At 39.3% G+C, this 23237-nt stretch carries 24 protein-coding genes; 18 read left to right on the top strand and 6 right to left on the bottom strand.

The features are described 5' to 3' along the window. The first annotated feature begins 59 nt into the window (after positions 1–59). The 8 genes from EP737_RS02430 (at position 60) to rsgA (ending at position 8178) form a co-directional block, all read left to right on the top strand. A complete protein-coding gene (locus EP737_RS02430) occupies positions 60–926 on the top strand; it encodes a carbohydrate ABC transporter permease (protein ID WP_129726330.1) in 867 nt (288 codons plus the stop codon). After that, complete coding sequence (locus EP737_RS02425) at positions 923–1831, top strand: carbohydrate ABC transporter permease (RefSeq protein WP_129726329.1); 909 nt, start codon at positions 923–925, stop codon at positions 1829–1831. The genes EP737_RS02430 and EP737_RS02425 overlap by 4 nt, the downstream gene beginning before the upstream one ends. A gap of 181 nt (positions 1832–2012) precedes the next feature. Continuing rightward, a complete protein-coding gene (locus tag EP737_RS02420) occupies positions 2013–2843 on the top strand; it encodes a sugar phosphate isomerase/epimerase family protein (protein WP_129726328.1) in 831 nt (276 codons plus the stop codon). Next, a complete protein-coding gene (locus EP737_RS02415) occupies positions 2837–3856 on the top strand; it encodes a Gfo/Idh/MocA family protein (protein WP_129726327.1) in 1020 nt (339 codons plus the stop codon). The genes EP737_RS02420 and EP737_RS02415 overlap by 7 nt, the downstream gene beginning before the upstream one ends. Then, complete coding sequence (locus EP737_RS02410; RefSeq protein WP_129726326.1) at positions 3853–4218, top strand: sensory rhodopsin transducer; 366 nt, start codon at positions 3853–3855, stop codon at positions 4216–4218. The genes EP737_RS02415 and EP737_RS02410 overlap by 4 nt, the downstream gene beginning before the upstream one ends. 108 nt (positions 4219–4326) lie before the next feature. Beyond that, entirely contained in the window at positions 4327–5232 is a 906-nt protein-coding gene (locus EP737_RS02405; RefSeq protein WP_129726325.1) for a helix-turn-helix domain-containing protein, read from the top strand. Positions 5233–5310: 78 nt separating this feature from the next. Then, on the top strand, positions 5311–6702 hold the full coding sequence (locus EP737_RS02400) for a sulfatase family protein (RefSeq protein ID WP_129726324.1): 1392 nt from the start codon (positions 5311–5313) through the stop codon (positions 6700–6702). A gap of 396 nt (positions 6703–7098) precedes the next feature. After that, positions 7099–8178 (top strand): ribosome small subunit-dependent GTPase A, encoded by a 1080-nt coding sequence (gene rsgA, locus EP737_RS02395; RefSeq protein ID WP_129726323.1) that lies wholly within the window; start codon positions 7099–7101, stop codon positions 8176–8178. Positions 8179–8454: 276 nt separating this feature from the next. Here the strand turns inward: rsgA and EP737_RS02390 are convergent, their stop codons facing one another. Then, positions 8455–9861 (bottom strand): sulfatase family protein, encoded by a 1407-nt coding sequence (locus tag EP737_RS02390; RefSeq protein ID WP_129726322.1) that lies wholly within the window; start codon positions 9859–9861, stop codon positions 8455–8457. 140 nt (positions 9862–10001) lie between these two features. Further along, a complete protein-coding gene (locus EP737_RS02385) occupies positions 10002–10634 on the bottom strand; it encodes a YesL family protein (RefSeq protein ID WP_129726321.1) in 633 nt (210 codons plus the stop codon). A gap of 382 nt (positions 10635–11016) precedes the next feature. Here EP737_RS02385 and EP737_RS02380 point away from each other — a divergent pair, with 382 nt between their 5' ends. The 3 genes from EP737_RS02380 to EP737_RS02370 all read left to right on the top strand — a co-directional run bounded on the left by EP737_RS02380 (position 11017) and on the right by EP737_RS02370 (position 14039). Then, complete coding sequence (locus EP737_RS02380; protein WP_129726320.1) at positions 11017–11661, top strand: DUF6198 family protein; 645 nt, start codon at positions 11017–11019, stop codon at positions 11659–11661. A gap of 471 nt (positions 11662–12132) precedes the next feature. Next, the gene (locus EP737_RS02375; RefSeq protein WP_129726319.1) at positions 12133–13362 is read left to right on the top strand and encodes a TraI domain-containing protein; all 1230 of its coding nucleotides are present in this window, start codon (positions 12133–12135) and stop codon (positions 13360–13362) included. A 98-nt stretch (positions 13363–13460) separates the two neighbouring features. Continuing rightward, the gene (locus EP737_RS02370; RefSeq protein ID WP_129726318.1) at positions 13461–14039 is read left to right on the top strand and encodes a YdcF family protein; all 579 of its coding nucleotides are present in this window, start codon (positions 13461–13463) and stop codon (positions 14037–14039) included. Between the two features lie 31 nt (positions 14040–14070). Here EP737_RS02370 and EP737_RS25390 read toward each other — a convergent pair whose 3' ends face one another. After that, a complete protein-coding gene (locus tag EP737_RS25390; protein ID WP_165350679.1) occupies positions 14071–14235 on the bottom strand; it encodes a hypothetical protein in 165 nt (54 codons plus the stop codon). A 415-nt stretch (positions 14236–14650) separates the two neighbouring features. Between EP737_RS25390 and EP737_RS02365 the strand changes: the two genes are divergently transcribed. Further along, complete coding sequence (locus tag EP737_RS02365) at positions 14651–15787, top strand: metallophosphoesterase (protein WP_129726317.1); 1137 nt, start codon at positions 14651–14653, stop codon at positions 15785–15787. 156 nt (positions 15788–15943) lie between these two features. On the opposite strand, the gene EP737_RS02360 is transcribed toward EP737_RS02365, so the two are convergent. Then, positions 15944–16876: a manganese-dependent inorganic pyrophosphatase gene (locus EP737_RS02360; RefSeq protein WP_129726316.1), complete on the bottom strand. Its 933-nt coding sequence runs from the start codon at positions 16874–16876 to the stop codon at positions 15944–15946. Between the two features lie 348 nt (positions 16877–17224). On the opposite strand from EP737_RS02360, the gene EP737_RS02355 reads away from it, so the two are divergent. The 4 genes from EP737_RS02355 to EP737_RS25385 all read left to right on the top strand — a co-directional run bounded on the left by EP737_RS02355 (position 17225) and on the right by EP737_RS25385 (position 20074). Next, on the top strand, positions 17225–17935 hold the full coding sequence (locus EP737_RS02355) for a hypothetical protein (protein WP_129726315.1): 711 nt from the start codon (positions 17225–17227) through the stop codon (positions 17933–17935). Positions 17936–18163: 228 nt separating this feature from the next. Continuing rightward, positions 18164–18883, top strand: a complete 720-nt coding sequence (locus tag EP737_RS02350) for a DsbA family oxidoreductase (RefSeq protein ID WP_129726314.1) — start codon at positions 18164–18166, stop codon at positions 18881–18883. 272 nt (positions 18884–19155) lie between these two features. Then, positions 19156–19833, top strand: a complete 678-nt coding sequence (locus tag EP737_RS02345) for an MgtC/SapB family protein (protein WP_129726313.1) — start codon at positions 19156–19158, stop codon at positions 19831–19833. Positions 19834–19921: 88 nt separating this feature from the next. Further along, positions 19922–20074: a hypothetical protein gene (locus tag EP737_RS25385; RefSeq protein WP_165350678.1), complete on the top strand. Its 153-nt coding sequence runs from the start codon at positions 19922–19924 to the stop codon at positions 20072–20074. An 81-nt stretch (positions 20075–20155) separates the two neighbouring features. Here EP737_RS25385 and EP737_RS25380 read toward each other — a convergent pair whose 3' ends face one another. Next, positions 20156–20311 carry a hypothetical protein gene (locus tag EP737_RS25380; RefSeq protein WP_165350677.1) on the bottom strand — a complete coding sequence of 52 codons (156 nt, stop codon included), beginning with the start codon at positions 20309–20311 and terminating at the stop codon, positions 20156–20158. A 234-nt stretch (positions 20312–20545) separates the two neighbouring features. On the opposite strand from EP737_RS25380, the gene EP737_RS02340 reads away from it, so the two are divergent. Next, positions 20546–21541, top strand: coding sequence for a bile acid:sodium symporter family protein (locus EP737_RS02340; protein ID WP_129726312.1), 996 nt, complete (start codon positions 20546–20548; stop codon positions 21539–21541). Positions 21542–21606: 65 nt separating this feature from the next. Here the strand turns inward: EP737_RS02340 and EP737_RS02335 are convergent, their stop codons facing one another. After that, positions 21607–22611, bottom strand: coding sequence for an asparaginase (locus EP737_RS02335; RefSeq protein ID WP_129726311.1), 1005 nt, complete (start codon positions 22609–22611; stop codon positions 21607–21609). A gap of 173 nt (positions 22612–22784) precedes the next feature. Between EP737_RS02335 and EP737_RS02330 the strand changes: the two genes are divergently transcribed. After that, the gene (locus EP737_RS02330) at positions 22785–23135 is read left to right on the top strand and encodes a helix-turn-helix domain-containing protein (protein WP_129726310.1); all 351 of its coding nucleotides are present in this window, start codon (positions 22785–22787) and stop codon (positions 23133–23135) included. Positions 23136–23237: the final 102 nt, after the last annotated feature.

Here is a 23237-nt window from a genome sequence, read left to right as displayed (position 1 = left end):
ACCATCATATTTGGAGGCGGCCTCTTGCTCGTTCTAAAGGAAATAGGAGGGATAGACAAATGAATAGTGGGACAAAAAACATGTATTCTTATGCCTTTCTCATACCAGCAACGATTATTTACACTATATTATTCTTAGTGCCGACAATTATGTCATTATTTTTCAGCTTGACCAGATGGACACTTTTTGACTGGCAGTTTATCGGATTTGAGAATTACCTGAACTTTTTCTCCGAGCCCTCACTTCGTATCGGTTTTAAAAACACCCTTATTTATGCCTTTACTACGATGGGGCTAAAGGTAATTATTGGACTTTTACTTGCACTATTTCTTTGTTCTAAAATTAGAAACAAAAATTATTTGAGATCCGTTGTTTTTTTTCCGGCTCTGCTAAGTACAATTGCAGTTGGTGTTGTATTTAAATCAATGATGCATCCTACTTTAGGGCTTATTAATAAAACGCTAGAGGCACTAAACATCCCGGGTATCGACTGGCTGGGTAATCCTCACATTGCGTTGTTATCCGTTGCTTTGGTAGACGTATGGAAAGGTGTGGGGATTGCTACAGTTATATTCATTGCGGGTATCATGGCCATTCCGTCTGAGTATTACGAGGCGCTTAAAATCGATGGAGGAAATTCATTTCAGGAATTTGTCCATTTAGTACTCCCATTGTCAAGACCTGCTATGAATACAGTTATTATTCTAGCGCTTATTGGTGGATTACGTACATTTGACCTTGTTTGGGCAATGACAGGAGGAGGACCGGGATTTACAACCGATTTACTTGCCTCCATTGTTTATAAACAATATGCCGGGGGCTTCTACGGACTTGCGACAGCTGGTAATGTTCTCTTGTTCCTATTTGTAGGACTTATTGCGTTTCCGATCTTTAAACTACTTAACCGAAAAGAGGTGGATCTATGAGCATTAAGCATGAGGATAGTAATGTTGTCCTGCAAAACAATTTCGTAACGGAAACGAAAACGGAGACAGTGAATAATAAAAAGAAGAATAGATTACTTGCTATTGAAAGTTTTGCTGTTCTGGTATCTATTATTCTATTTGGGATACCGTTTTACTTTGTTATTATTAATTCGATGAAAAGTGGTAAGGAAGCTGCCGAGATGAATTTAGCCTGGCCTAGCGCTCTTCACATGATTGAAAACTATAAAGAAGTACTTACGGTAAGTAACGGTGTTGTTCTTCGTGCTTTCTTTAACAGTACGCTGATCACTATTTCATCGATAACAATTTTAATTCTCGTATGCTCTATGGCAGCATTTGTGTTACAACGTAGAGAAGGAAAAATTTCAAAAAAGGCTAACTATCTAATTCTAATGGGGCTAATGATACCGCCTGCCATCGTTCCAACGATTTGGGTTATGCAAACGATTGGTTTGTTTAAAACGTTACCAGGGATTGTTCTGCTCGAATCTGCACTGCATTTCTCATTTGCATGTATGCTATATAAAGCTTTTATGGCAACCATACCGCGTGAGCTCGATGAGGCAGCCCTCATGGATGGCTGCAGCAGCTTTAGATTCTATTTCCAAATCATACTGCCGTTATTAAAGCCGGTAACATCAACAATTATCGTTCTATCGTCAATTCAAATTTATAACGATTTCGAAAACATGCTTTACTTTTTCCCAGGTGCAGAGAATGCAACTGTGCAATTAACGCTTTATAACTTCATGGGCATGTTCGGGACTTCCTGGCATTTACTATTTGCTGATGTGCTGCTCATCTCTATTCCGCCACTGGTTCTATTTATTTTCTTTAACAAGAAAATTGTTGCAGGAATGACGGCTGGAGCTGTTAAAGGATAAAAATCAAAAGGGGATGGCTGTATAGACCATGTCGATGGCTCAATAAACAATGAATGGAAATTTTTGTGGTTTTACTATTTAGATAAGCGAAACAGAGGAGGAGATTACCGAAATATAATCGGATTTGTAAGCGCTTATATTAAGTGGTTATACGAAAATTTTTGATAAAGGGGAGACCGGAATGAAACTAGGCGTCAATTCAGTTCTATTTGGCGGATATGACCTAAAAACAGCTGTAGAGTATATCAAATTTAGCGGGTACAAGGGGATTGAACTAGCCTCTATAGTTGGGATGGCGGAGCACCTGGGCGACACGGCAAGTGATGCTCACCTGCATGAAATTCGAAAGCTGGTAGAAGATACGGGACTTGAATTGTATTGTGTTGAAGCAGCTACCAATATTTTAGTTCCTGAAAATCTGGAACGAACAAAAAGGGTATTTGCGAGAGCTGCAAAATTAGGGATTCCTATCGTGACAGTAGGAAGCTCGGGTGAATCCGACAATGAAGAAAAAACGGAAGCTTCTATTTTAGCAATAGAAAAACTAGCTCAAGCAGCAGGGGATGTGGGCATACGATTTGCACTTAAGCTGCATTACGGTCAAAGCATTTACAATACGAAAACAGCTCTTCGTCTTATGAAAGAAGTCAAACATCCAGCACTCGGGCTGAATTTTGATGCCACTCACGTGGGACGTGTAGGAGACGATCCAGTTGCTGCTATTGAAGCACTAAAGGACTATATTATTCATAGTCATATCCGTGATACTTTCATTGAACAGTTAAAAATTGCTGAGCCAGAATATCAAATTGCTGGCAGAGGAACTGTGCCGTTGAAGGACGTAGTCAATAAGATGGTGGAAAGTGGATATGAGGGTGCTACTGTATTAGAAATTATCGGAGCAAAAGATTATGAGTTGCCAAAGGTAGTAGCTATCGCGGCAGAAAGCCGTGGATACTTAGGTCGTCTGTTCCAAGAAGCTAGGGAAAGAAAGGAGAATGTAATATGCTAAAAGTTGCCGTTGTGGGGGTTAATAATATTGGGGAAACTCACTGTCGCTACTATAGCCAAAATCCAGATGTTAAGCTTGTGGCAGCCTGCGATTTAATCGAAGAACGTGCAAGAGCAATGGCTGATTTATATGGATGTAAGGTCTATACGGACATGAAAGAAATGTTAAGAAATGAAGAAATAGATATTGTTAGTATCGCTACTTCGGGTGAAGAAAATGGTGGAGATCATTTTGAGCCCGCAATTATGGCGATAGAAGCTGGTAAGGATGTTCTAGTAGAAAAGCCAATCTCCAATAATATTGAAGAGGCTAGGGAAATGGTTCGTTTAGCTGCAGAGAAAAATGTCCGATTGGCTAGCAACCTAAATCACCGTTTTGTTCCTGCAGCGTATAAAGGAAAAGAGTTAATAGATAAGGGAGAGTTAGGAACTCTATTATATTTAAATATGAAGCTTACGATTCAAAATCCAAAGGAGACAAGTCCATGGTTCCATTTACGTGCGCTGCACCCGCATTCAATTGATGTGTTGCGTTATTTTGCAGGTGATATTAGACGAGTGCAGTCATTTATGACGAAAGCACCAGGACGAAATATTTGGTCTACAGCTTCAATCAATCTTGAATTTGCATCTGGGGCAGTTGGCCACTTAACAGGAAGCTATGATTCTGCCGGCCGTCACCCGATTGAATATTGCGAAGTAGCAGGTAATAAAGGAAGATTCGTTATCGATAATGTTTATGAAAACTTCACTTTTTATCCACATGAGCGGGACGAATTGTTGGTTCTACGTAATTCCATTATGACTGGGGTCGGCAGTTTTCAAGAAACATTTAAAAATAGACTTGATCATTTCATAAAACAGATTAAAGAAGGGGTTGCCCCTGATCAAATAGAAGCTTCAGGTGCACACGCGCTTGCAGGACAAGAGGTGATCGAAGCAGCTATTCGCTCCCAGATGGAAGACGGTGCCGTCATTGAGGTTCCCCAAGTTAGAAAGGCGATGTTGCAATGATCGGGAAAAAAAGCTGGATTATTCCAGATGGTTTTTTACAGCCTAAAAGCCTGGGGGAACAGATTAGTCATGAAGCAGTATGCGTTTTGAATTTAACAGAAGAACACGCATCCATTCGGTTAACCTTTTATTTCGAGGATATGGATCCGATGGAAAACTTTATCACTGAATGTGGTGCAAGGAGAACCCATCATATTCGTCTAGATAAAATTGTGGACCAAGATGGTAAACAAGTACCTAGAAATGTCCCATATGCGATAAAAGTAGACAGCTCCGTACCCATTGTCGTACAGCATAGCAGGTTGGACACTTCCCAGGAAGCATTAGCATTGTTTACGACAATGGCATATCCTACGGAGTAGTTTTATTATCGGGGATTAGTGGAATAGCAGCTCCTTTAAATAACATGCTACATGTTGAATTGACAGGATAACGAACATATCTAGTGAAGAAAGAGAGGCGGAACACTATTGAGATTAGTAAGCAGCCAGTTCATGAATGAAAAGGAATTTCCTTTTTATATCCGTCGCTATATTCATACTAGTCATAACATGCCGTCTATTCATGACCATGATTTTGTAGAACTGGTTTATGTTGTTGATGGTGAAGCAACACATGTGTTTGAAGGAGAACATTACGATATTTTTGCCGGAAATGTTTTTATTATTAATCCTGGAGAGATACATACCTATCATATTAAGCCAGGAAAACGCTTAGAAATTATTAACTGCCTGTTTATGCCATCCCTTATTGATAAAATCTGGTTGAATTACTTGGGGATATCAGAATCAATGGACTACTACTATATTCATCCATTTTTAGATAAGCATGAACGGTTTCATCACTGCTTACATGTAAAGGGAACAGATGCTGGACATGTTCTTGCGTTATTAGACGGCATAGCTGCTGAATTTGAGGAAAAGAGAACCGGATACCCAACCCTTATCCGTCTTCAATTGGTTCAGGTGCTTATACAGCTATCCAGAATTTATGGAGAGCAGCAAATCACAACGAAACATGCTTCTTTGCGTTCACAGGAAAGAAATACACTCATTCAAAGAATTTGTGGTTATTTAGAAAGACATTATGATCAGAAGATTTCGCTTGCAACCCTATCAGAATTATTCAATATTAGCTCAAGGCATCTTAATCGGGTGTTTAAAGAAGAAACTGGAAAAACAGTGATCGAGGCTGTTCATCAAATTCGTATCGACAGGGCAAAAAGTCTCCTTCTTGAATCAAATGAAAAAGTTCTTTCGATTGCGATTGAAGTTGGATATGATGACCCGGCATTTTTTACTCGGTTATTTAGCCGGCAGGTTGGATGTTCACCTGGAAAGTTTCGTGACTCTTTCATCAATGATAAAGCTCTGTAATTAGACTTTAATTGAATGAAGTAGACTTTTGATGGAATGTTTTAAGAACTCTTACTTTCTTAGGAGGAAATCGAAACTATGAAAAAACCAAATGTGATTTTGTTCGGTATTGATAGCTTGAGACGAGATTATATGAGCAGTTATGGATATCACTGCTTGACCACCCCTCATATGGATAAAATTGCAAAGGAAGGAGTTTTATTCGAGAAGCATTTTAGCCCTAGTATTCCAACTACTCCAGCTTATGCTTCTATGCTGACTGGTATGGATTGCTTTGGAACAGACGTTGTTGCACTACGGCACGAAGGTCCTTTAGGTGATCACGTTCATACATTAGCAGAGGTTTTAGGGGACAATGGCTATAACACAACTTGTGTAGGCTTTACCGGGAATCCTTCATCAAGAGGATTTGACCATTATTTGGATTATGAGGCATGGGTCGCCGATGAAACCGGACGGTGCCCTAAAGCAGAAAATTTGAATGGAGTAGCTATTCCAGAGTTAAAACGACTAGCCAGGGAGGAAGAGCCATTTTTCTTGTTCCTTCGGCATATGGATCCACATTCACCATATCTTCCTCCTCGGCCGTTTGAAAGAATATTTTACGATGGAAATGAGAAGGATCCTGAAAACAAATCGATGGAGCCTGTATACAACTTTAAGCCGCATGCGGACTTTTTTAAATCCTGGATTCCTGAGGGTGTGACGGATGAAAAATACGTTTCGGCACAATATGAAGGGGCTATTGCCTATATGGATGCGTGCATCCAAAATATCTTTGCAACTGTTGAAGCCTTAGGCATCGAAGAAGAAACGTTAATCGTTATTACCTCTGACCATGGTGAGACACTTTACGAGCATGATTGTTATTTCGATCATCATGGAATATATGATAATTGTTTAACGGTTCCGTTAATTTTGAAGTTTCCTGGTAAAATTCCTGAAGGAAAAAGGTATTCTGATGTAAGCTTAATCCAAGATATCATGCCGACAATTCTTGAACTTATTGGAATTGAAACAAATATTCTATTTAATGGACGTAATCTTGTTCAACTAATAAAGGGTGAAGAAGTTCCTTCGGTAACGGAGTTTTATATTACAGAATGTACTTGGATGCGGAAGCATGGATGGCGGACACCTGAGTGGAAATTGATTCAGGCTCTCGAACCGGATTTTCATTTCAAGCCAGAGATTGAGCTCTACAATTTAATTGAGGATCCTAATGAAAATAATAACGTAGCACAGCATGAACCTCATATCGTAGCAATGCTTCAAAAGAGAATGAAGGATTATATTGCAAAGCGAGAGGAGCAAACAGGCAGAACCAATCCGATGTTCACAAATACAAATTACCATGGACAAGGTGACGGACCAATCAAGACATCTGAGGAAGCATATGAGAAGCTATATCTTGGGTCAATTACAAGTGCTAGAGCCATTCAAGCCAAAGAAAAACAGGATGTAAAGTAAGGAAAAGAAAAGGAGTTGACATAAAAAGCCCGCTTTCAGCAGACTTTTGGATTAACTCCACACTCTGACAAAGGGATTGCTATCGCAATCCCTTTGTCATTTATCAAGAATATTAAAATGCTTTCTTAAAAAATATCCTCTCTTCAGTGTGATAATTTATGAAATTTTGATTATAGGGATGCATAAAATTAACCTTTTTTATGCATCCAATTCTCTGCTCTAAAACCCAAAAAAAGTTGTATTATGATATAGTTATCTTAATAAATGAAAAGGAGTTGAAGTTTTATGTTTAACAAGCATATTGCTGAGATTGTAGCGAACGGGGAGGGGTGTGCAAAATAATACCTGCATAAGACCTCCCAAAGGTTACAATTGAAACTTTAGGAGGCTATAACTTTGAATACAATAGATATGAAGCATTTAGGACTTACTGAAACATTTATTCAGGAGTCTCAAAAATATAGAGATCTTTATATAGGGCGAGTGTCATCTCAATTTAAAAGTGTATATAAGGTAATCACAGAAAAAGGGGAATTAACAGCTGAAATATCGGGAAAGTTTCTCCACAGCGTAGGAGCAATGTCTGAATACCCGTCTGTCGGAGATTTTGTCATGGTCGATCGAACTGATAATGTACAAGGAAATGGAATTATTCACCATATACTTACACGGAAAAGCGTGTTTGCGCGAAAAGTGGCAGGAACTACAAGTGATCTCCAAGTAGTGGCTACAAACATTGATACCATTTTGATCTGTATGTCATTGAATAATGATTTTAATCTTCGGAGACTAGAGCGTTATCTTTCTATCGCTTGGGATAGCGGAGCGACTCCGGTTATTATGCTGACTAAATCGGATCTTTGTAAAGATCTTGAGAGCAGGCTTTACGATATATCATTGATTGCTATCGGTGTGGATGTTCTTGTAACGACTAGTTTATCGGACGATTGGCAACCAGCCATGAAAACGTATCTATCAGGTGGTCAGACTGTAGCATTCATTGGCTCTTCTGGTGTTGGAAAGTCAACCTTGATTAATTGTCTTCTCGGTCACAGCGTATTAGATACCGGTGGTATCCGAAATGATGATAAGGGGCGGCACACCACGACAAGACGAGAGCTAATCTTTTTGCCTGGCTTAGGTGTTGTCATTGATACACCCGGGATGCGGGAACTTGGGATTATTAGTGCGAATTTGTCAAAATCGTTTGCAGACATTGATGATCTCGCGGCTCAATGTCATTTTAACGACTGTTCTCATAAAAGTGAACCGAAATGCGCCGTGCAAAAAGCCATAGAGGATGGTCATTTGTCAGTTGAACGGTTGGAAAGCTATTGGAAGCTAGAAAAAGAAGCGAAGTACGATAACTTGAATTCTAGAATGATTGAAAAAGAAAAAATAACTGACATCTTCGGCAGCATGAGTGGCATGAAAAATGTAAGGAAATTCTTTAGAGAACAAAACAAAAGAAGATAAAAGGTTGTTTAGGAGCGCAACTACAAAAGGCCCTAATGAAGTCAAAACCACCCGTGAGTGAGAAAACGGGTGGTTTTGACTTTGGGTTTTACAAATGAATTTAGTCCTATTGAGGTATGAATTTGTTACAAAAGACCTTATATGCAGCAGCTAAACCCTACCTAATTTACTTCTTTGTAGTTGACGAGTTTGTTTTCAACAGTCTGAGACGTTGATAGCCCTAAATTTTTAGCTTTATATATTTTGAAGCATATTGAAGGGGTTTTTGTATATGTACTATGAACGAGTCATAACATCTAGTCTTTCACGACTTGGATTCCTTTTCCATTCATCCCATGAAAGGCCTGATTCAGAAAGGATTTTTTCAATTCTTTTACGAAATGGCAGGCCTTCCTTTTCTAACTGAATGAACATGGGATCCTCCTTGCCTTGTAAGACTGTATCCACCCAATTATGAAGATCCAGCTCAAACTGGTCTGCCAGTTCGATATGTGTTTCTGCTAGATTAATCGTTTCCTCGGGATCAGAGGATAAATCATATAGTTCTCTTTGGGGACGTGTAAAAGGTCCGCCGTCAAACGTTTGGATATATTTATATTTTTCTGTTCGTACCCCTCTTGCTGCCTGCCAGGCGCATTCACTGAGATAAACTTTTGAGCGCGTCCCATCCTCCTGGCCGAGAATTGATGGCCATAAGCTTTGACCATCAATATTTTCAGGGATTTTAATAGAGTCTATGTCGATTTCGGTGTTTGTATTAATAGCTTCTAAGATGGTTGGAAATAAATCTACCTGTTGAATGAGCCCCTTTACTCGTCTGCCCTGCGGGATATGTCCAGGCCATCTCATAATGATGGGGACATGAACTGTTGCATCATATAACCCACAGTGATCCCAGTAGACATCATGCTCTGTTAGGCTCTCACCGTGGTCACCAAATAAAATAAGAAGAGTTTCGTCTTTAATTCCAAGTTCTTCTAGATAATGATCGATTTCCTTCAGTTTATTATCTAAGTAGCGTATTTCAGCATCGTATAAGGAATTGATATAATCAGCATCCGTAACAGGGCCAAGTAAATCAAAATGGTGATGCTTAAAAAACGGATAGGCCATATGATTATAGGCCGGTTCCATACTGCGATTTTGTTGATCGAATGGATCTTTATTTTGATCGTAAAAAAGAGGGATATATTCTTGCGGTGGCAGATACGGTGTATGAGGATCCCAATAGTGTAGAAACAGAAAAAAGTTTTCATCTTTATGTTCTTTAAGCCATGGCTTTGCCAACTCATTTATTGTGTGTCCATCAATCCAACGAGTTTTCCCAACACTATTTGTATAATAACGAAAGCCTCGAGCAAACCACTCTTTTAGTTGATATAAATTATCTACTGCCCCTGTTGTGAAACCCGCTTGACGAAGTATTGTCGGAAGCCAATCTATTTTTTTAGAGAGAGTTGTTAACTCCGATCCATGTGATACGACTCCATTGCGAAGTCCTATCTTTCCAGTGAAAATCGAGGTATGTGCTACCTCGGTTGGGATATCTGAAGCAAAGGCCTTTTCAAACAGAACACCTTCAGAGGCAATCTTATCTATATAGGGACTTGTTGGTTTAGTATATCCATAGCTGCTTAGTCTCTTAGCACGGAGAGAGTCAAGTGAAATCATAATTATTTTCATGGTGTTCCTCCTTTATCTTTCGTTCAAATAAGGCTTTTAGATAGTTCTTGCATATGCGTATTACCATTATAAATTCCTGTATGTAAAATTTCGAAACCGATTACGCCATACAAATGGTCGATTCGGACATAATGCTTATATTAATCTAGTACCACGGTTTTTTCTTCTTTTCGTTTTAAATGTGAAAATGCAAGGTAGGAGGACCACATGACAATAAAGCCTATTAAGCTTCCTCCAAAAAGAGGGATTAGTCCCGGGAAATTTGACATTGTAAAGTAAAGGATGATCCCTGCTGCTATGAGCATAATTGTTGAAAGTGGAGAAACACTCATAATCAAAAAAGTGGTTTTGAGAATCTGTGGTATTTTCATTTCATAATGCACAAATACAGGGAACACGTATAAAAGAAATACAATGTAAATAATTGTGATGATAACAAGTGGATATCGAAGCCATACTGCAACCTCACTAACGGTTTGGTTCAGGAGAAGATAATACATAAAGAGAGTAAATCCTATAAAGGTTAGAATATATCCTAGAAGGTTGCTTCTTAAAAAATCTTTTTTATAGGAAACCCAAAACGTTGAAAAAATGGGGATTTCAGTATCACCCATAAGCCATTTTCGGATGACAGTAAGCATGGCTGTTGTTGCCGGAAAAACTCCTCCAATGAGACAACCTAAAAAAGAAAAAGCAATGAATAGAGCATTTAAATAAGCAAGCTTTAAAATCCAGTCAGAAATCTTTAAAATGCTAAATGCCTTTTGTTGCATAGATACAACCTCCTAATCATTTAAGAATAAATACAGCGCTTTCAATTTTATGTAAGGTTTGATACATATTTGATTGATTTAAAATTATAGCAAATACAGGAAGAATAAACAAACTTAATTTTCTGAAAATAGTTAATGCTCGAGGATTATTTTTGTTTATTAAATTGTTCCTAGTACTTGATAGATTGTTGTGGACCTTATCTTTCTTCCCATTCTTTAAAAAACTTCTAATCAATAAATCATTTCATCTGGGTAAATTGATATAAAAACAAAAAGAATCTTCATTATGTCCGGATAAACTTTGTGCGGAAAATTAATAGTGTTTAGCATAAGGATATAACTACATCAAAAATATCGGGAATATTAAAAGTGGGGTGGGGGAATGGGAGTCCAACGGGTCAACCTTTGGGTTGTTTTATCCATTAGCTTAAATGCATTAGGAAATAGTCTTATGATCACTGCAAACCTAGGAAGTTCCCCGTGGACATCTGCAGGCCAAAACCTTGTGTCAATCATGCCATTGTCCATTGGGTCCGCCATTAATGTATCTTCTTTTGTTCTTAGTTATTTATTGAAAGTAAGGTTTACTTTGTGGACGATTGTAAAAAGTATCGTTCTTTCTTTTGTGTTTGGTTTATTCATTGATGTATTTGTCTTTTTACTTGGTCTAATTTTTGCATCAGAAAACATATGGATCCGGTCACTATATTTAGTAATCGGGATCAATTTTATCGCAATTGCATTAAGCATTCATTTCCAGTGTAACTCCGTTTATTTACCGTTAGATTATCTGCTGCAAGCGTTTGCGAAATTAAAGAAAAGCTATACTGTCGGATCAATTTTATGTATGTCTATTCCTTTATCTATTAGCACCAGCATTTGTTTATTTCAACACCATGTAACTGGTGTAGGAATAGGGACAATTGTTTTTGTTCTTGGAGTTGGGTTTCTAATTGATCGATATAATCAAGTGATTTTCATTAACAAGCCTTCATATTCGTCCATGAAAGTTGATGATTCATTATAAAACTGTACTGGATTAAAAATATATACAAAAATTTCCGTTTAAAACCTGAACAGGTACTCCTAGGCAGTTTGTAGTCATTTTTTGGTTCTCTCCAGAGATACCCTATGTTTGGTTTCATAGCAGATAAACTTGATTATGCAGTTACACAAAGTATTGTCGAGAAGTTGTTGATGCGTCAAGCTATTCATGAGACAAGAGAACTCCTTTTCATACATAGTGGGTGGTATTTCTATTCTGTGGAAAGCGGATTATCTTGTCTTTTTTGTGTTCCATTTTAAGAAAGGATAAGCGTAACTACACCTCTATCTTCGCCCAAGGACAGGGCGCGCCTTTAATTTGTAGGTTCTTGGGGAAGTGTTCGAGTACAGCATATGTACTGGGACTTTAAACCTTCGATCAAATTTCCAGAAGAGACTATTTCGTGATAAAGTAGAAGAAAAGGTATTTTCGAAAACAAGAGGGGGAGAGCAATTGACTCAACCATATTTTTACGGTGCTGTGCCTATTACTATACAAACATCTGATGCTGACAGACAGGAGATTTTAAGAGAATTTCCTGCTCCTAAGCTTGTAAGCGGGTCGGAAACATTTGATATTGAACAAGCACAAGCAGGAAACCGTCTAAACAATGCCCGCTTTTTATATATAGATCACTCCGTAGAACGAACAAAAACAGATAAACCCTATCTGAAAATTCGTTTTAGCAATAATGTATGTACAATCAATACGAAAATGTGGGACAATGACGGATCTGTCGCCGCATCTATACCATTGCTAGAAGAGTACGCTGTCTTCGAAATAGCAGGAAAGGTGGAAGAATATCAAGGCTTTAAAAGTGTTACCATTGATCAGCTTATACCGGTAACCGGACAGGTGAATCCTTTTTCTCTTATACCAGCTACACAGCAAAGTCTGGAAGATTTTATTGTAGAGCTATATTGCTATGTACAGGAGACAGAGGAGCCGTATCGGACTCTTATGCTGTCAGCGATGAAGCGGTTTTGGAACGATTTTTCAGTGCGTCCGGCTGCAAAAGGACATCACCATGCATATTTGGGCGGACTGCTCAAGCATACGGTAGGATTAATGCGTTTAGCTCGATATATTGTAAAGTCAACCAATCCATATAAAGGTATCTTAGAGCTTATTGCTGTTATCGAACGAGAATATAAAAATGAGCTTCGGAAGGATTATATGTCGGATAATCCTGGCGGAAATGTAAGGAACCTTGTTTGGAGAGATGCGATTGATCATGTGTATAATCATTTTTATAGCATGGTGAAGTATAAGGAGGAAATACCGAATGCTTCACGGTTAATATGCTCCATTTTTTACCATGATCTTGGCAAATTACTTGAATATCATCATGCGGGAAAAGGGTACGATGATTTTCGCTTTCTCTTTCCAACAGCGGATTTGTCAGCTCTTGAAGAGAGAAAGCCGACCGGTATTTCTATGGATCCCATCGGAATGTATGTTGGGCATATTCCTTATGGGACAATGCTGCTAGCGAAGATGTTAGAGACGGAGCATATTTCACTTCCGATTGCAGATGTTCATCAGCTGATGCACAATATTTTATGTCATCACGATAAATTGGAATGGGGAGCATGTGTAACGCCAGCAACAATGGAAGGACATCTCATTCATATTGTGGATTTTCTCGATTCTCGATATGAAAGGACCGAGGAGATCAAATGAACTACTATGTCTAAAAGCTTCCGTAGCTTCTCAATAGCAGGAAGCTATAGATGTCTCGTCAGGGGAAGTGTATCAAATCCGGTAAGGAGAAGTTTATATTGTCACAAAAGAAATTACGTAGATACTTAGCCGTTGTCATTAGTCTAGTGACTGTGTACATCCTGATCCTGCAGACATTTATGTATCGGTATAGTCATATGGAACTGCCATCCCATGCCGATTATCTGATAGTGTTAGGCGCACGTGTAAAAGGAGAAGCTCCTTCTCTGTCACTGCGTTATCGTATTGACAGGGCAGCGCAGTATTTAGAAGATAATCCGCAAACCCTTGCAATTGTTTCAGGTGGAAAAGGGAACGGTGAGAATATGTCTGAAGCTGAGGTGATGAAGCTTGAGCTCATAGAGCACGGCATCCCTGAACATCGCATCCTCATGGAGGATAAGTCTACAAGCACAGAAGAGAACATCGCATTTTCAAAGGCCTTTATTCCTGCAAAGGCAAAGAAAGGTCTAATTGTCACTAATGATTATCATGTATATCGAGCAGTATCAGTTGCTAGGAAGTCAGGATTATCTGTTCAGGGATTAGCGGCGGATACTCCAAAGCGTGCGCTCATTCAATCGTATATTCGCGAATATGTGGCATTGACAGTATACTTCATAAAAGGAAGAATGTAACAAATAGCACAAGATATCAAAACGCTAGCAGTTATAGCGGTAAGTTAGGGTATACAGTATAAACAGCACTGGCCACAATTGGGTATACTACACTATAAATTCCTGAGATAGCAACTAGCACAAATAGGATGATAATAATAGCTAGTAGGAATCCTTGTGTGTAGCTGTTATTGTCAGCAGCCTCTACTATGGTCATGGTGTATGCCTCCTTAGCCAAATATGATTATCTATACGATATGCAAAGGGACGTTGCATGTGCATAAGCTAAAGAAAACTTGTCGATTGGCGAGCCCTGTCTTTGGGCGAAGACAGAGGCGTAGTTGCACTTATACTTTATTCCTAAAATTTCTCGCTACGTCGAATGGTCTTCCAGTTAGAGATTTATATCTTCTTACAGTGCAAAAGAGGCTCAAACAATCCGCTGCTTTTAGATGAATAACTGCCTTTATACGTGTTATACGGAGAAGTTTTGATTTTAGCGAAGGTTCTTCTAAACTGGACAAGTTTAATAAAGAGCGGAAATCCATAATGGAAGCAGCAGCTGTTCCATAAAGAAGAGTAATGCAAATGCAGGCAGCCTAAATCCGTTAGGTACGGAAAGGAGACGAATTATGTATAAAACAATTAGCATATTTGTTCTTATATTATTAACATATTTAGCAATAAATATTTATATCGGTTGGCATGGCTTGTACGCTTTATCCTATTTTTCAACAAATATTATTCATACTGTATATTGGGTCATATTCTTTGTGATTGCCTTTTCCTATCTGTTCGGAAGAATCAAATTGTTGCCAGGATCCATTCGAAGGTTCATGCAGCTCATTGGCTCCTATTATTTTGCGGTGATGGAGTTTGCCATTATTCTTTTACCTTTAGCTGACCTTGTTGCATGGTTTTCGAGAATAGCAGATGTCCCATTTAATACGTACATGCCAATTCTGATAGCCGCAGTTTCGCTTCTCTTCCTTGCTTTACTGGTTTGGGGATCTTGGAATGCATGGGTACCTATTGTGCGCACTTATGAAATTGATATTGATAAGCCAGCGGGGGATTTACAGGAACTGCGAATTGCGGTTGCATCAGATCTTCATCTAGGAAATATTGTCGAGAACCGGCATTTAACACGGCTTGTTGAACGAGTCAAGGACATGCAGCCTGATCTAGTACTTCTTCCAGGTGACGTGATCGATGATGTGATTGAGCCATTTATGCGAAAGGAAATGTCCAAAGTTATGAGCCAGCTGCAAGCACCGTTTGGTATATATGCTGTGCCTGGTAATCATGATTACTATGGCGGTCATATCAAGGAGTATGTAAAGCAAATGGAGGCAATTGGCATTCGTGTTTTGCAGGACGAATCTGTGCTTATTCATGATTCCTTTTATCTTGCAGGAAGAAAGGATAAAGCAGCGGAAACAATCGATCCTGCTGGCCGGGTGAGTGTACAGGAGCTACTACAAGATTTAAATGTAACATGGCCAATTATTATGATGGATCATCAGCCTTATCACTTTGATAAAGCCGCAGCAGCTGGTGTTGACTTGTTGTTATGCGGTCACACGCATCGCGGGCAGTTTGCTCCTAATCACTGGATTACACGCAGGGTATTTGAGCTGGACTGGGGATATATGCTAAAGGAGAAGATGCATGTTATTGTGTCTTCCGGTTTTGGTACGTGGGGTCCGCCAATTCGGCTTGCCAGCCGCTGTGAGATACTTGAACTGACTGTACGTTTTCGTTCGTAACTAGGCGAAGAGAGAAGCGGAGTTGCTCTTCCACTTTGTTCCTCAAATTTTCCGCTACATCGAATTCGTTTCCGGTTGGAATTTTATATGCCAAAATGCAAAAAGACCGCTCCAAGTATGTATGATAAACGGAGCGGTCTTTTTGATGTAATCTAATTACAGCGCGTTGAATGTATCTGTTAAAACAGGAACAATTTGCTTTTTGCGTGATACAACGCCCTTCAATACAGCTGTATTGTTTGTAAGTGTTACGTTGTATGCTTTTTCTACTGCATTTGTTGCACGACCAAGAGCTAGTCCAACGGAATCGTTTGTTAAAATATCAGTCACGACGAATAAGAATAAATCTAATCCTTTTTCTTCGATTACACGATTTAATACTGATTCGACTTCTGCTTGCTTGGAAAGAACATCATTTGTGTCAACTGCGTTAACTTGTGCGATTTCTACCTTGTAGTTACCCATTTGGAATTCTTTTGCATCAAGGGAGATTAATTGCTCAACCGTTTTGTCACTCAAATCAGCGCCTGCTTTTAACATGTCTAATCCGTACTTGTCTGCATCTACACCTGCAATTTCAGCAAGCTCGCGAGCTGCTGCTACATCTTCCTCTGTGCATGTCGGAGATTTAAAAAGTAAAGAGTCAGAAATGATAGCAGATAGCATAAGACCTGCAACTTGTTTGGAAATTTCTACGCCGCGCTCTTTGTACATTTTATTTAAAATTGTTGCTGTGCAGCCTACAGGCTCTGCGCGGTAGTATAATGGGTCGCTTGTTTCGAAGTTCGCAATGCGGTGATGGTCGATAACTTCTAATACACGAACTTGATCGATATCATCTGCACTTTGTTGGCGTTCGTTATGGTCTACTAAGATTACGTTGTTTACTTCAGCTGCAACCTTTTCCACTAAGCGAGGCGCTTCTGCTTTGAAGTAGTCTAAGGCAAATTGCGTTTCGTTATTTACGCCGCCTAAACGGATTGGCTCTGCATCTACTCCAAGCTCCTTCTTTAATGCCGCATAAGCGATTGCGGAACAAATTGAATCTGTGTCTGGGTTTTTGTGTCCGAAAACAAGTACTTTTTCCATGTGTATTCTCCTTTATCACTGTAAAAATCTCGCGGAAGGATATAAAATCTCCGCACCAAAACTATTTTAGCACATTTCTACTCTATTTTACCCCTGAATATTGTTAGCTGATGAAATATCTTCTTGTAAAAGTAAATTTTAATCATTTTACAGCATTCATCGGCAATCTGATAATTTCGATAGGGGATTTTCTTGTGATCGCTCGATAAAAGGAAATAAAACTCGATGGCAGCAGAAAAATGACGAGAGGAAATCGGTATAGATACAGAAGGAATATAGGAAATTTATGAGAAATTAATAGTTACAGGTAAGAGATACCTGTAAGTGTCCGGAGAAGGTGGGGATAGCATGGAAGTTGTGAGAACGCAGCTAGAACAGAATCACACTTGCATCTTTGTTAGCTTTTCTGGTTTAAAAGCAAAACTTGCTGATGGGGCAGGAGTTGTCAAGGAGCCGCTATTGCGCGTGCTGTTAGACGAGCAGGGCGAATTACAAGAATTCGGCTTTGTAGGCAAGGTTGCGCTGCTGCAATCTAACTTTGCTGCTAAGAAGGAAGGAAAACCGGCTCCGCAGCTCTTGAAGCTGAAGCCGCCTTCGCCAATGAATACGGAAGTGGCAGGCGAAGAATTAGAGTGTATGATAACACCGATGCTTTCTATTGTTCGAAGAGACACAGCACAGGGATATGAATACATGCTCGTGCACAAAGAAAAAGAGCAGGCAACAGTACGGCGCAAAATGAAGCGCAAGAAGGTTGAGACAATGAAAGTCACAGAACAGCTATTGTTCATTGTTCCGAAGACGGGTGAGAAAGGAAACCGAAAAGGACAGGGGAAAGCTGTGAAACGAATTATGACAAGAATTGCCCGAGTGGATCACAAGAAGCCGCAAAACAACATATATGTAGCTCGTGAAAAATTGAAGGATACGCCAATTAGGGTGCTTAAGATGAGGCTGTTCGAAGAAAACGCTTGGCTTGGTACGGTGTCTTTACGCTTTCTTGGTCCAGGTGATTGGAAATTTCCGCTCCCGCGTGCAGAACCGCGTGCATGGAAATAAATCATAATCCATTTTAAGGAGGGGAGCTTATCTTTTATTTGAGAATAAGATCCGTAGGGGATCTTCTATAGATAAGAGAAACAATGAAGGGAGGAATAAAGAAATTTCTTTTATGTGAGCTGCGCACATAGGCGCGGCTTTTTGTTTTGTGTTCAAAACGTGGCACGTGTTACTTGGGATAGGAACATGATATGATAGCTAAGAATTATTTTAAATGGAGGCTATAAAATGAAAATTGAAGTATGGTCTGATTTTGTATGTCCATTCTGTTATATTGGAAAACGCCGTTTTGAGCAAGCGCTGGCGAAATTCCCTCAGCAAAATCAGGTGGAAGTGATATACCGTAGCTTTGAGCTTGATCCGCATGCTGATCGTGATAGTAAGCATGATACGCATGAAATGCTTGCTGCGAAATACGGGATGAGCTATGAACAAGCACAAGCAATGACAAATAATGTTGCGCAGCAAGCAGCAGGAGTTGGATTGACCTTTCACTTTCATACAGCGATTCAGACAAACACATTTGATGCACATCGCCTTATGTATTTCGCGGCCCGTCACGGAAAGATGCATGAAATGACAGAGCGGCTATTACGAGCTCATTTTACTGATTCAGAACATATTGGCAATCATAAAATATTGGTGGCTTTGGCTAAAGACATTGGTTTAGACCCAAATGAAACTGCCAATATGTTAGCTGGAGAGGAGTACGCAGAAGAAGTGCGCAAGGATGAGCAGGAAGCGAGAACGATTGGTGTCCAAGGTGTTCCGTTCTTTGTCATAAATCGAAAATACGCAATTTCCGGCGCGCAGCCAAGCGAGGTGTTCTTATCAGCACTAGAAAAAGCGTGGAGCGAAGAACAGCCCCTTACGATTTTGCATGATTCTGCGGGTGATGGATGTACTGACATAGCATGTGCACCTAACAGTGAAAACGAAGCAAAATAAAAAATAACAAAGAAGGCTCCACTGTCTAATGCAGCTGAGGTCTTTTTTGTTTACACTTTAAGTATAAATTTATAGCAGGAAGCCCATTCGACGTAGCGAGAAATTTTAGGAATAAAGTATAAGGGCAACTATGCCTCTGTCTTCGCCGGGGGGGCAGGGCTCGCCAATCGGCGAGTTTTTTTCAGGGGATGCTTTGTTCTTTCTTTACACAAGCTTCATTTTTTATGGTATTATAAGGAACAAATATCGAACAAAGACAAGGGGGGCTGATGATGACTCTTCCATTTTTTGCGAAACTATTGATTTCTCTTTTCCTTGGTTTGTTCATCGGTCTTGATAGGCAGTTAAAGAATAAACCACTTGGAGTGAAAACAAGCATGGTTATCTCTGTTGCAAGCTGCTTAATCACAATTGTTTCGATTCAGTCGGTTGCTAAATATTCTGTGCCAGGGCATACGAATATGGATCCAATGCGTCTTGCTGCACAAATTGTTAGTGGAGTTGGTTTCTTAGGAGCAGGTGTAATTTTAAGGAGAAGCAATGATGTAATTTCAGGTTTGACGACTGCTTCCATGGTTTGGGCAGCTTCGGCTTTAGGAATCGCCGTAGGAGCGGGTTTTTATTTAGAAGCTGTTGTCGCTATGCTGCTTATTATTCTTGCCATTAACGTATTTCCATTTGTTATCAAGCGAGTTGGTCCTAGCTCTTTAAGACAGAAGGATTTGTCCCTTAAACTGATTGTGAACGAGAGCCAAGACTTAAATGAAATTTTCAAGCAAATCAAGAAATTACATATCCAGGTGAAGCGTGTCAAAGTGAAGGATGTAAAGGATGGTCAGCGGCAGTTGGAGATGGTAATTCTCGCTGCGGAAAATCTGTATACAACGGATATATATAGTTCCTTAAAGGAATTGAACGAAATTGTATCGGTTGATGTTGAAAGCAGGTAAATTTGCATGATTTTTATGTTTGCGGTCAAACTATGAGCGGAGAAGGGAGCAGTGGCTATTTCTCCAATCGTGCTCAGGAGGCCAAAACATGGGAAAAGATAAAGCATCTAAAAACAATCGAATTCATGCAAACCTCAACACAGAGTATTCTAGGGAGTTCAGTGCACAAGCTACAAATAATGGAAAGCAAAAGTATCAAGATACACCGAATCATCAAAATGCTGGAAAACAGCAAGGATAGTATATTAGAAATCCCCGCTTTAAGGAGCGGGGATTTTTGGTTGCATCACAAAATATGTTGGCTGTGTTCTCTGCTTATACACTATTGCTGTTTATTCGCATTTTGTTTTTTACTAGTATTTCCAGCGGCTCCCATAGCTGACTTTGGGTCCGTTTCTGTGGAGAATTCATATTTGTTACTAGAGGTTGCATCTGCATTTTGGTTAATCTTTCCCTCTTGAAAATACTTTTTAGCCATAGTGGTTTAACCTCCTTTTAACAGCTATTGCAAGCAAATGAGGATTGCTCACATTTTTTAGTATGGATTGTTCAGTGCTTTTCATTAGTCCAATCGGCGATTTTATGGATTATTTCTTTGGAAAAAGTTTGATGGCTTATCTGATATTTTCAAATGCCCCAGAAAAACTGTGGTATAATACAATATATTGAAAACATGTAGTCTGGACATATATACAATAGGAGTGAAAGAGAGATGTTGCAACAAATAAATCGGCAGTTGGAAAAGTGTATGCCGGCTATTACTCCCATTAGTGTAATAATAGGAGTTATCTTGACGGATAGCTTTAAGTCTTACTCCTATTTAGTCCCATGGATTTTTGCCTTTATGACTTTTGCTGGCAGTTTAAGTTCCAATTTCAAATCTCTGCGGCAAGTGATTTCCCACCCTTTGCCTATGCTAACAGCACTGCTTATTTTACATGTCATTATGCCTGCTTGGGCTTGGGGAATTGGTCACCTTATCTTTAGCAAGGATATGTTTACCGTTACAGGACTTATTTTAGCGGTTATGATCCCAACAGGAATTACAAGCTTTATTTGGATTTCTATTTACAAAGGAAACATAGCCCTAGCTCTTTCTCTTATTTTAATTGACACATTTCTTTCTCCCTTTATTGTGCCATACAGCCTTTCGCTATTTGTCGGGGAGAAGATTGTAATGGATGTGTTTGGAATGATGAAAGGGTTATTTGGAATGGTGGTTATCCCTTCCGTTTTGGGGATGTTTTTGAACGAGCTTACTGCGGGGAAGGTAAAAGAAACCTGGGGAACAAAATTAGCCCCTGTTTCTAAAGTCGGCCTGGCTGCCGTTGTAATGATTAATAGCTCTATTATTGCCCCGCATCTATCTCATATAGATGGTAAGCTCATTTTAATTGCTGTTGTTGTGTTCGGTATTGCTTCTTCAGGCTATTTATTTTCTTGGCTAATTAGCAGTCTTTTTAAGTGGGGGCGAGATGATACTGTGACACTCGTATTTACTGGCGGTATGAGGAATATTAGTGCGGGTGCTGTTTTGGCTGTATCCTATTTCCCGGCCCCTGTAGCTGTGCCAGTTGTAATTGGGATGTTATTTCAGCAGGTGTTAGCTTCCTTGTATGGTTATATGATTCATAAAGTGTATGCGAAAAAGGATCTTAAAAATAGCATGGTAACGGAGTATATACCTAAGAAACAGGTACAGCAATAATAAAGAAGTGAAATAGGCTTATATTGCCCATTTCGCTTCTTTATTTTTTTAAAAAGAAATTTTCTTTAATCTTCCTTTTCAGAATCGGCGGAGCGGTCCCAAGCGATTGGAGATTCCATTATTTGTTTTACATTTGCTATTTCTGTTGTTTTTCCGAGTGTCCACATGAGCTTTGTGACAATTGCCTCTGTGTTCATATCACCTGATAGGATTACATTATAGTGAGCTACTTTTCTTCCTACCTCGTATAGGCATAAATCTTCGCCTTCTTCTAAGCATTGCGTCGTAATTACGACCGAAATGCCAGCTTCTGTTAAATTCTTTATTTTTGGCAACAAGCTTCGGTCTTCAAAGGGTAACCCTCCATTTCCGAAGCTCTCGATAATAACACCTTTGTACATTTTCTTGATAAAATCAAACACTTCTGGCTTCATTCCCGGATATAATTTCATTAAAAATACATCAGGACAAAGGCTGGCGTTAAGTGCAAATGGACTTTGAGTTTGTGCCGGCTTCCAGCTATATGCAACATCATTTCCGCTTATATATGCGACATATGGATGATTAATACTTTCAAAGGCATCATAGCTCTTCGTTCTCATTTTTACAGCTCTTGTCCCAATAATAACCCGGCCGTCGAATACTACAAAGACACCGCCAATATCTTCGCTTGCAAACCGAAGCGCATCTGCAACATTCTTTTTCGCATCCGTCTTCTTAAAACTAATTGGAACCTGCGAACCTGTAATGACAACAGGCTTTTGTAAATTTGTTAGCATGTAAGATAACGCAGCGGATGTATAGCCTAGTGTATCCGTCCCATGAGTAATCACAAATCCATCATACTGCTCATAATGCTCTGCAATGGCTTGTGCCATTTGAAGCCAATGCTCCGGCTGCATGTTTGTACTATCGCGATTCATCAGGATTTTGCAATCTACCTGGATAGTTTGAGGAGTATTTTCAAAATGATGTAACAGTTCCTCAGCAGACAATCCTGGAGCCAGTCCCTCATTGCTTTCTATAGATGCTATTGTTCCTCCCGTTGCAAGTAATAATAATTTCTTCATGATTAACCCCTCTATTTGTAATTTCGTGCGCAATTTGCGTATTTATATGGAATATTATAAAATCAAAAGCATTAAAAAAGCAACTATTGTATTCAAAATGCGTACATTTATCTTTCTTATTATTTTCCTGCGTGTTATAATCAGGAAAAATTAGTATGGGGAGCAGAAACAGAATGTTAAAACGTTTGGCAGATCTTAGAAAAAGCAGAAATTGGTCTATGCAGGAAACAGCAGATCGCCTCGGAATTGCCAAAAGCACATATGCGGGTTATGAATCAGGATATAGAGAGCCGCCGCTGCATGCTTTATGTCAAATGGCAGATTTATTTGATACAACAGTCGATTATATCCTAGCTCGATCAGATCATAAAATCGTTCAGCTAGAGCTCGCGTCATTATTAAAAACGGCTAACCAAAGCATCAGCTTAGACCAACAACTGTTAACATCTGAAGAAATTCGTGATTTTATCGCCTTTATTAGGTATAAGCGGGATATGAATGTACATGGAATGGATAAACCTTAATATATCAAGGTTTATTAGGGAGCGTTTTATTACACTGTAGGAAAGTATAAATTTTCAGCTAGGAGTGAATTCGACGTAGCCGAAAATTGTAGAAATACAGTG

Origin of the sequence: Ectobacillus funiculus (assembly GCF_004138295.1) — a bacterium.
Classification (GTDB): domain Bacteria; phylum Bacillota; class Bacilli; order Bacillales; family Bacillaceae_G; genus Ectobacillus; species Ectobacillus funiculus.
The sequence above is the reverse complement of the archived record's forward strand: the minus strand, read 5'-3'. Positions and strand labels throughout refer to the sequence as shown.

Bases quoted from the DNA above. Each gene is read 5' to 3' on its own strand.
- EP737_RS02365 (WP_129726317.1), top strand. From the start codon at position 14,651: ATGTATAAAACAATTAGCATATTTGTTCTTATATTATTAACATATTTA.
- EP737_RS02410 (WP_129726326.1), top strand. From the start codon at position 3,853: ATGATCGGGAAAAAAAGCTGGATTATTCCAGATGGTTTTTTACAGCCT.
- EP737_RS02380 (WP_129726320.1), top strand. From the start codon at position 11,017: ATGGGAGTCCAACGGGTCAACCTTTGGGTTGTTTTATCCATTAGCTTA.
- EP737_RS02345 (WP_129726313.1), top strand. From the start codon at position 19,156: ATGACTCTTCCATTTTTTGCGAAACTATTGATTTCTCTTTTCCTTGGT.
- EP737_RS02385 (WP_129726321.1), bottom strand. From the start codon at position 10,634: ATGCAACAAAAGGCATTTAGCATTTTAAAGATTTCTGACTGGATTTTA.
- EP737_RS02340 (WP_129726312.1), top strand. From the start codon at position 20,546: ATGTTGCAACAAATAAATCGGCAGTTGGAAAAGTGTATGCCGGCTATT.
- EP737_RS02400 (WP_129726324.1), top strand. From the start codon at position 5,311: ATGAAAAAACCAAATGTGATTTTGTTCGGTATTGATAGCTTGAGACGA.
- EP737_RS02430 (WP_129726330.1), top strand. From the start codon at position 60: ATGAATAGTGGGACAAAAAACATGTATTCTTATGCCTTTCTCATACCA.
- EP737_RS02420 (WP_129726328.1), top strand. From the start codon at position 2,013: ATGAAACTAGGCGTCAATTCAGTTCTATTTGGCGGATATGACCTAAAA.
- EP737_RS02330 (WP_129726310.1), top strand. From the start codon at position 22,785: ATGTTAAAACGTTTGGCAGATCTTAGAAAAAGCAGAAATTGGTCTATG.
- EP737_RS02335 (WP_129726311.1), bottom strand. From the start codon at position 22,611: ATGAAGAAATTATTATTACTTGCAACGGGAGGAACAATAGCATCTATA.
- EP737_RS25385 (WP_165350678.1), top strand. From the start codon at position 19,922: ATGGGAAAAGATAAAGCATCTAAAAACAATCGAATTCATGCAAACCTC.
- EP737_RS02415 (WP_129726327.1), top strand. From the start codon at position 2,837: ATGCTAAAAGTTGCCGTTGTGGGGGTTAATAATATTGGGGAAACTCAC.
- EP737_RS02355 (WP_129726315.1), top strand. From the start codon at position 17,225: ATGGAAGTTGTGAGAACGCAGCTAGAACAGAATCACACTTGCATCTTT.
- EP737_RS25390 (WP_165350679.1), bottom strand. From the start codon at position 14,235: ATGACCATAGTAGAGGCTGCTGACAATAACAGCTACACACAAGGATTC.
- EP737_RS25380 (WP_165350677.1), bottom strand. From the start codon at position 20,311: ATGGCTAAAAAGTATTTTCAAGAGGGAAAGATTAACCAAAATGCAGAT.
- EP737_RS02390 (WP_129726322.1), bottom strand. From the start codon at position 9,861: ATGAAAATAATTATGATTTCACTTGACTCTCTCCGTGCTAAGAGACTA.
- EP737_RS02350 (WP_129726314.1), top strand. From the start codon at position 18,164: ATGAAAATTGAAGTATGGTCTGATTTTGTATGTCCATTCTGTTATATT.
- EP737_RS02425 (WP_129726329.1), top strand. From the start codon at position 923: ATGAGCATTAAGCATGAGGATAGTAATGTTGTCCTGCAAAACAATTTC.
- EP737_RS02360 (WP_129726316.1), bottom strand. From the start codon at position 16,876: ATGGAAAAAGTACTTGTTTTCGGACACAAAAACCCAGACACAGATTCA.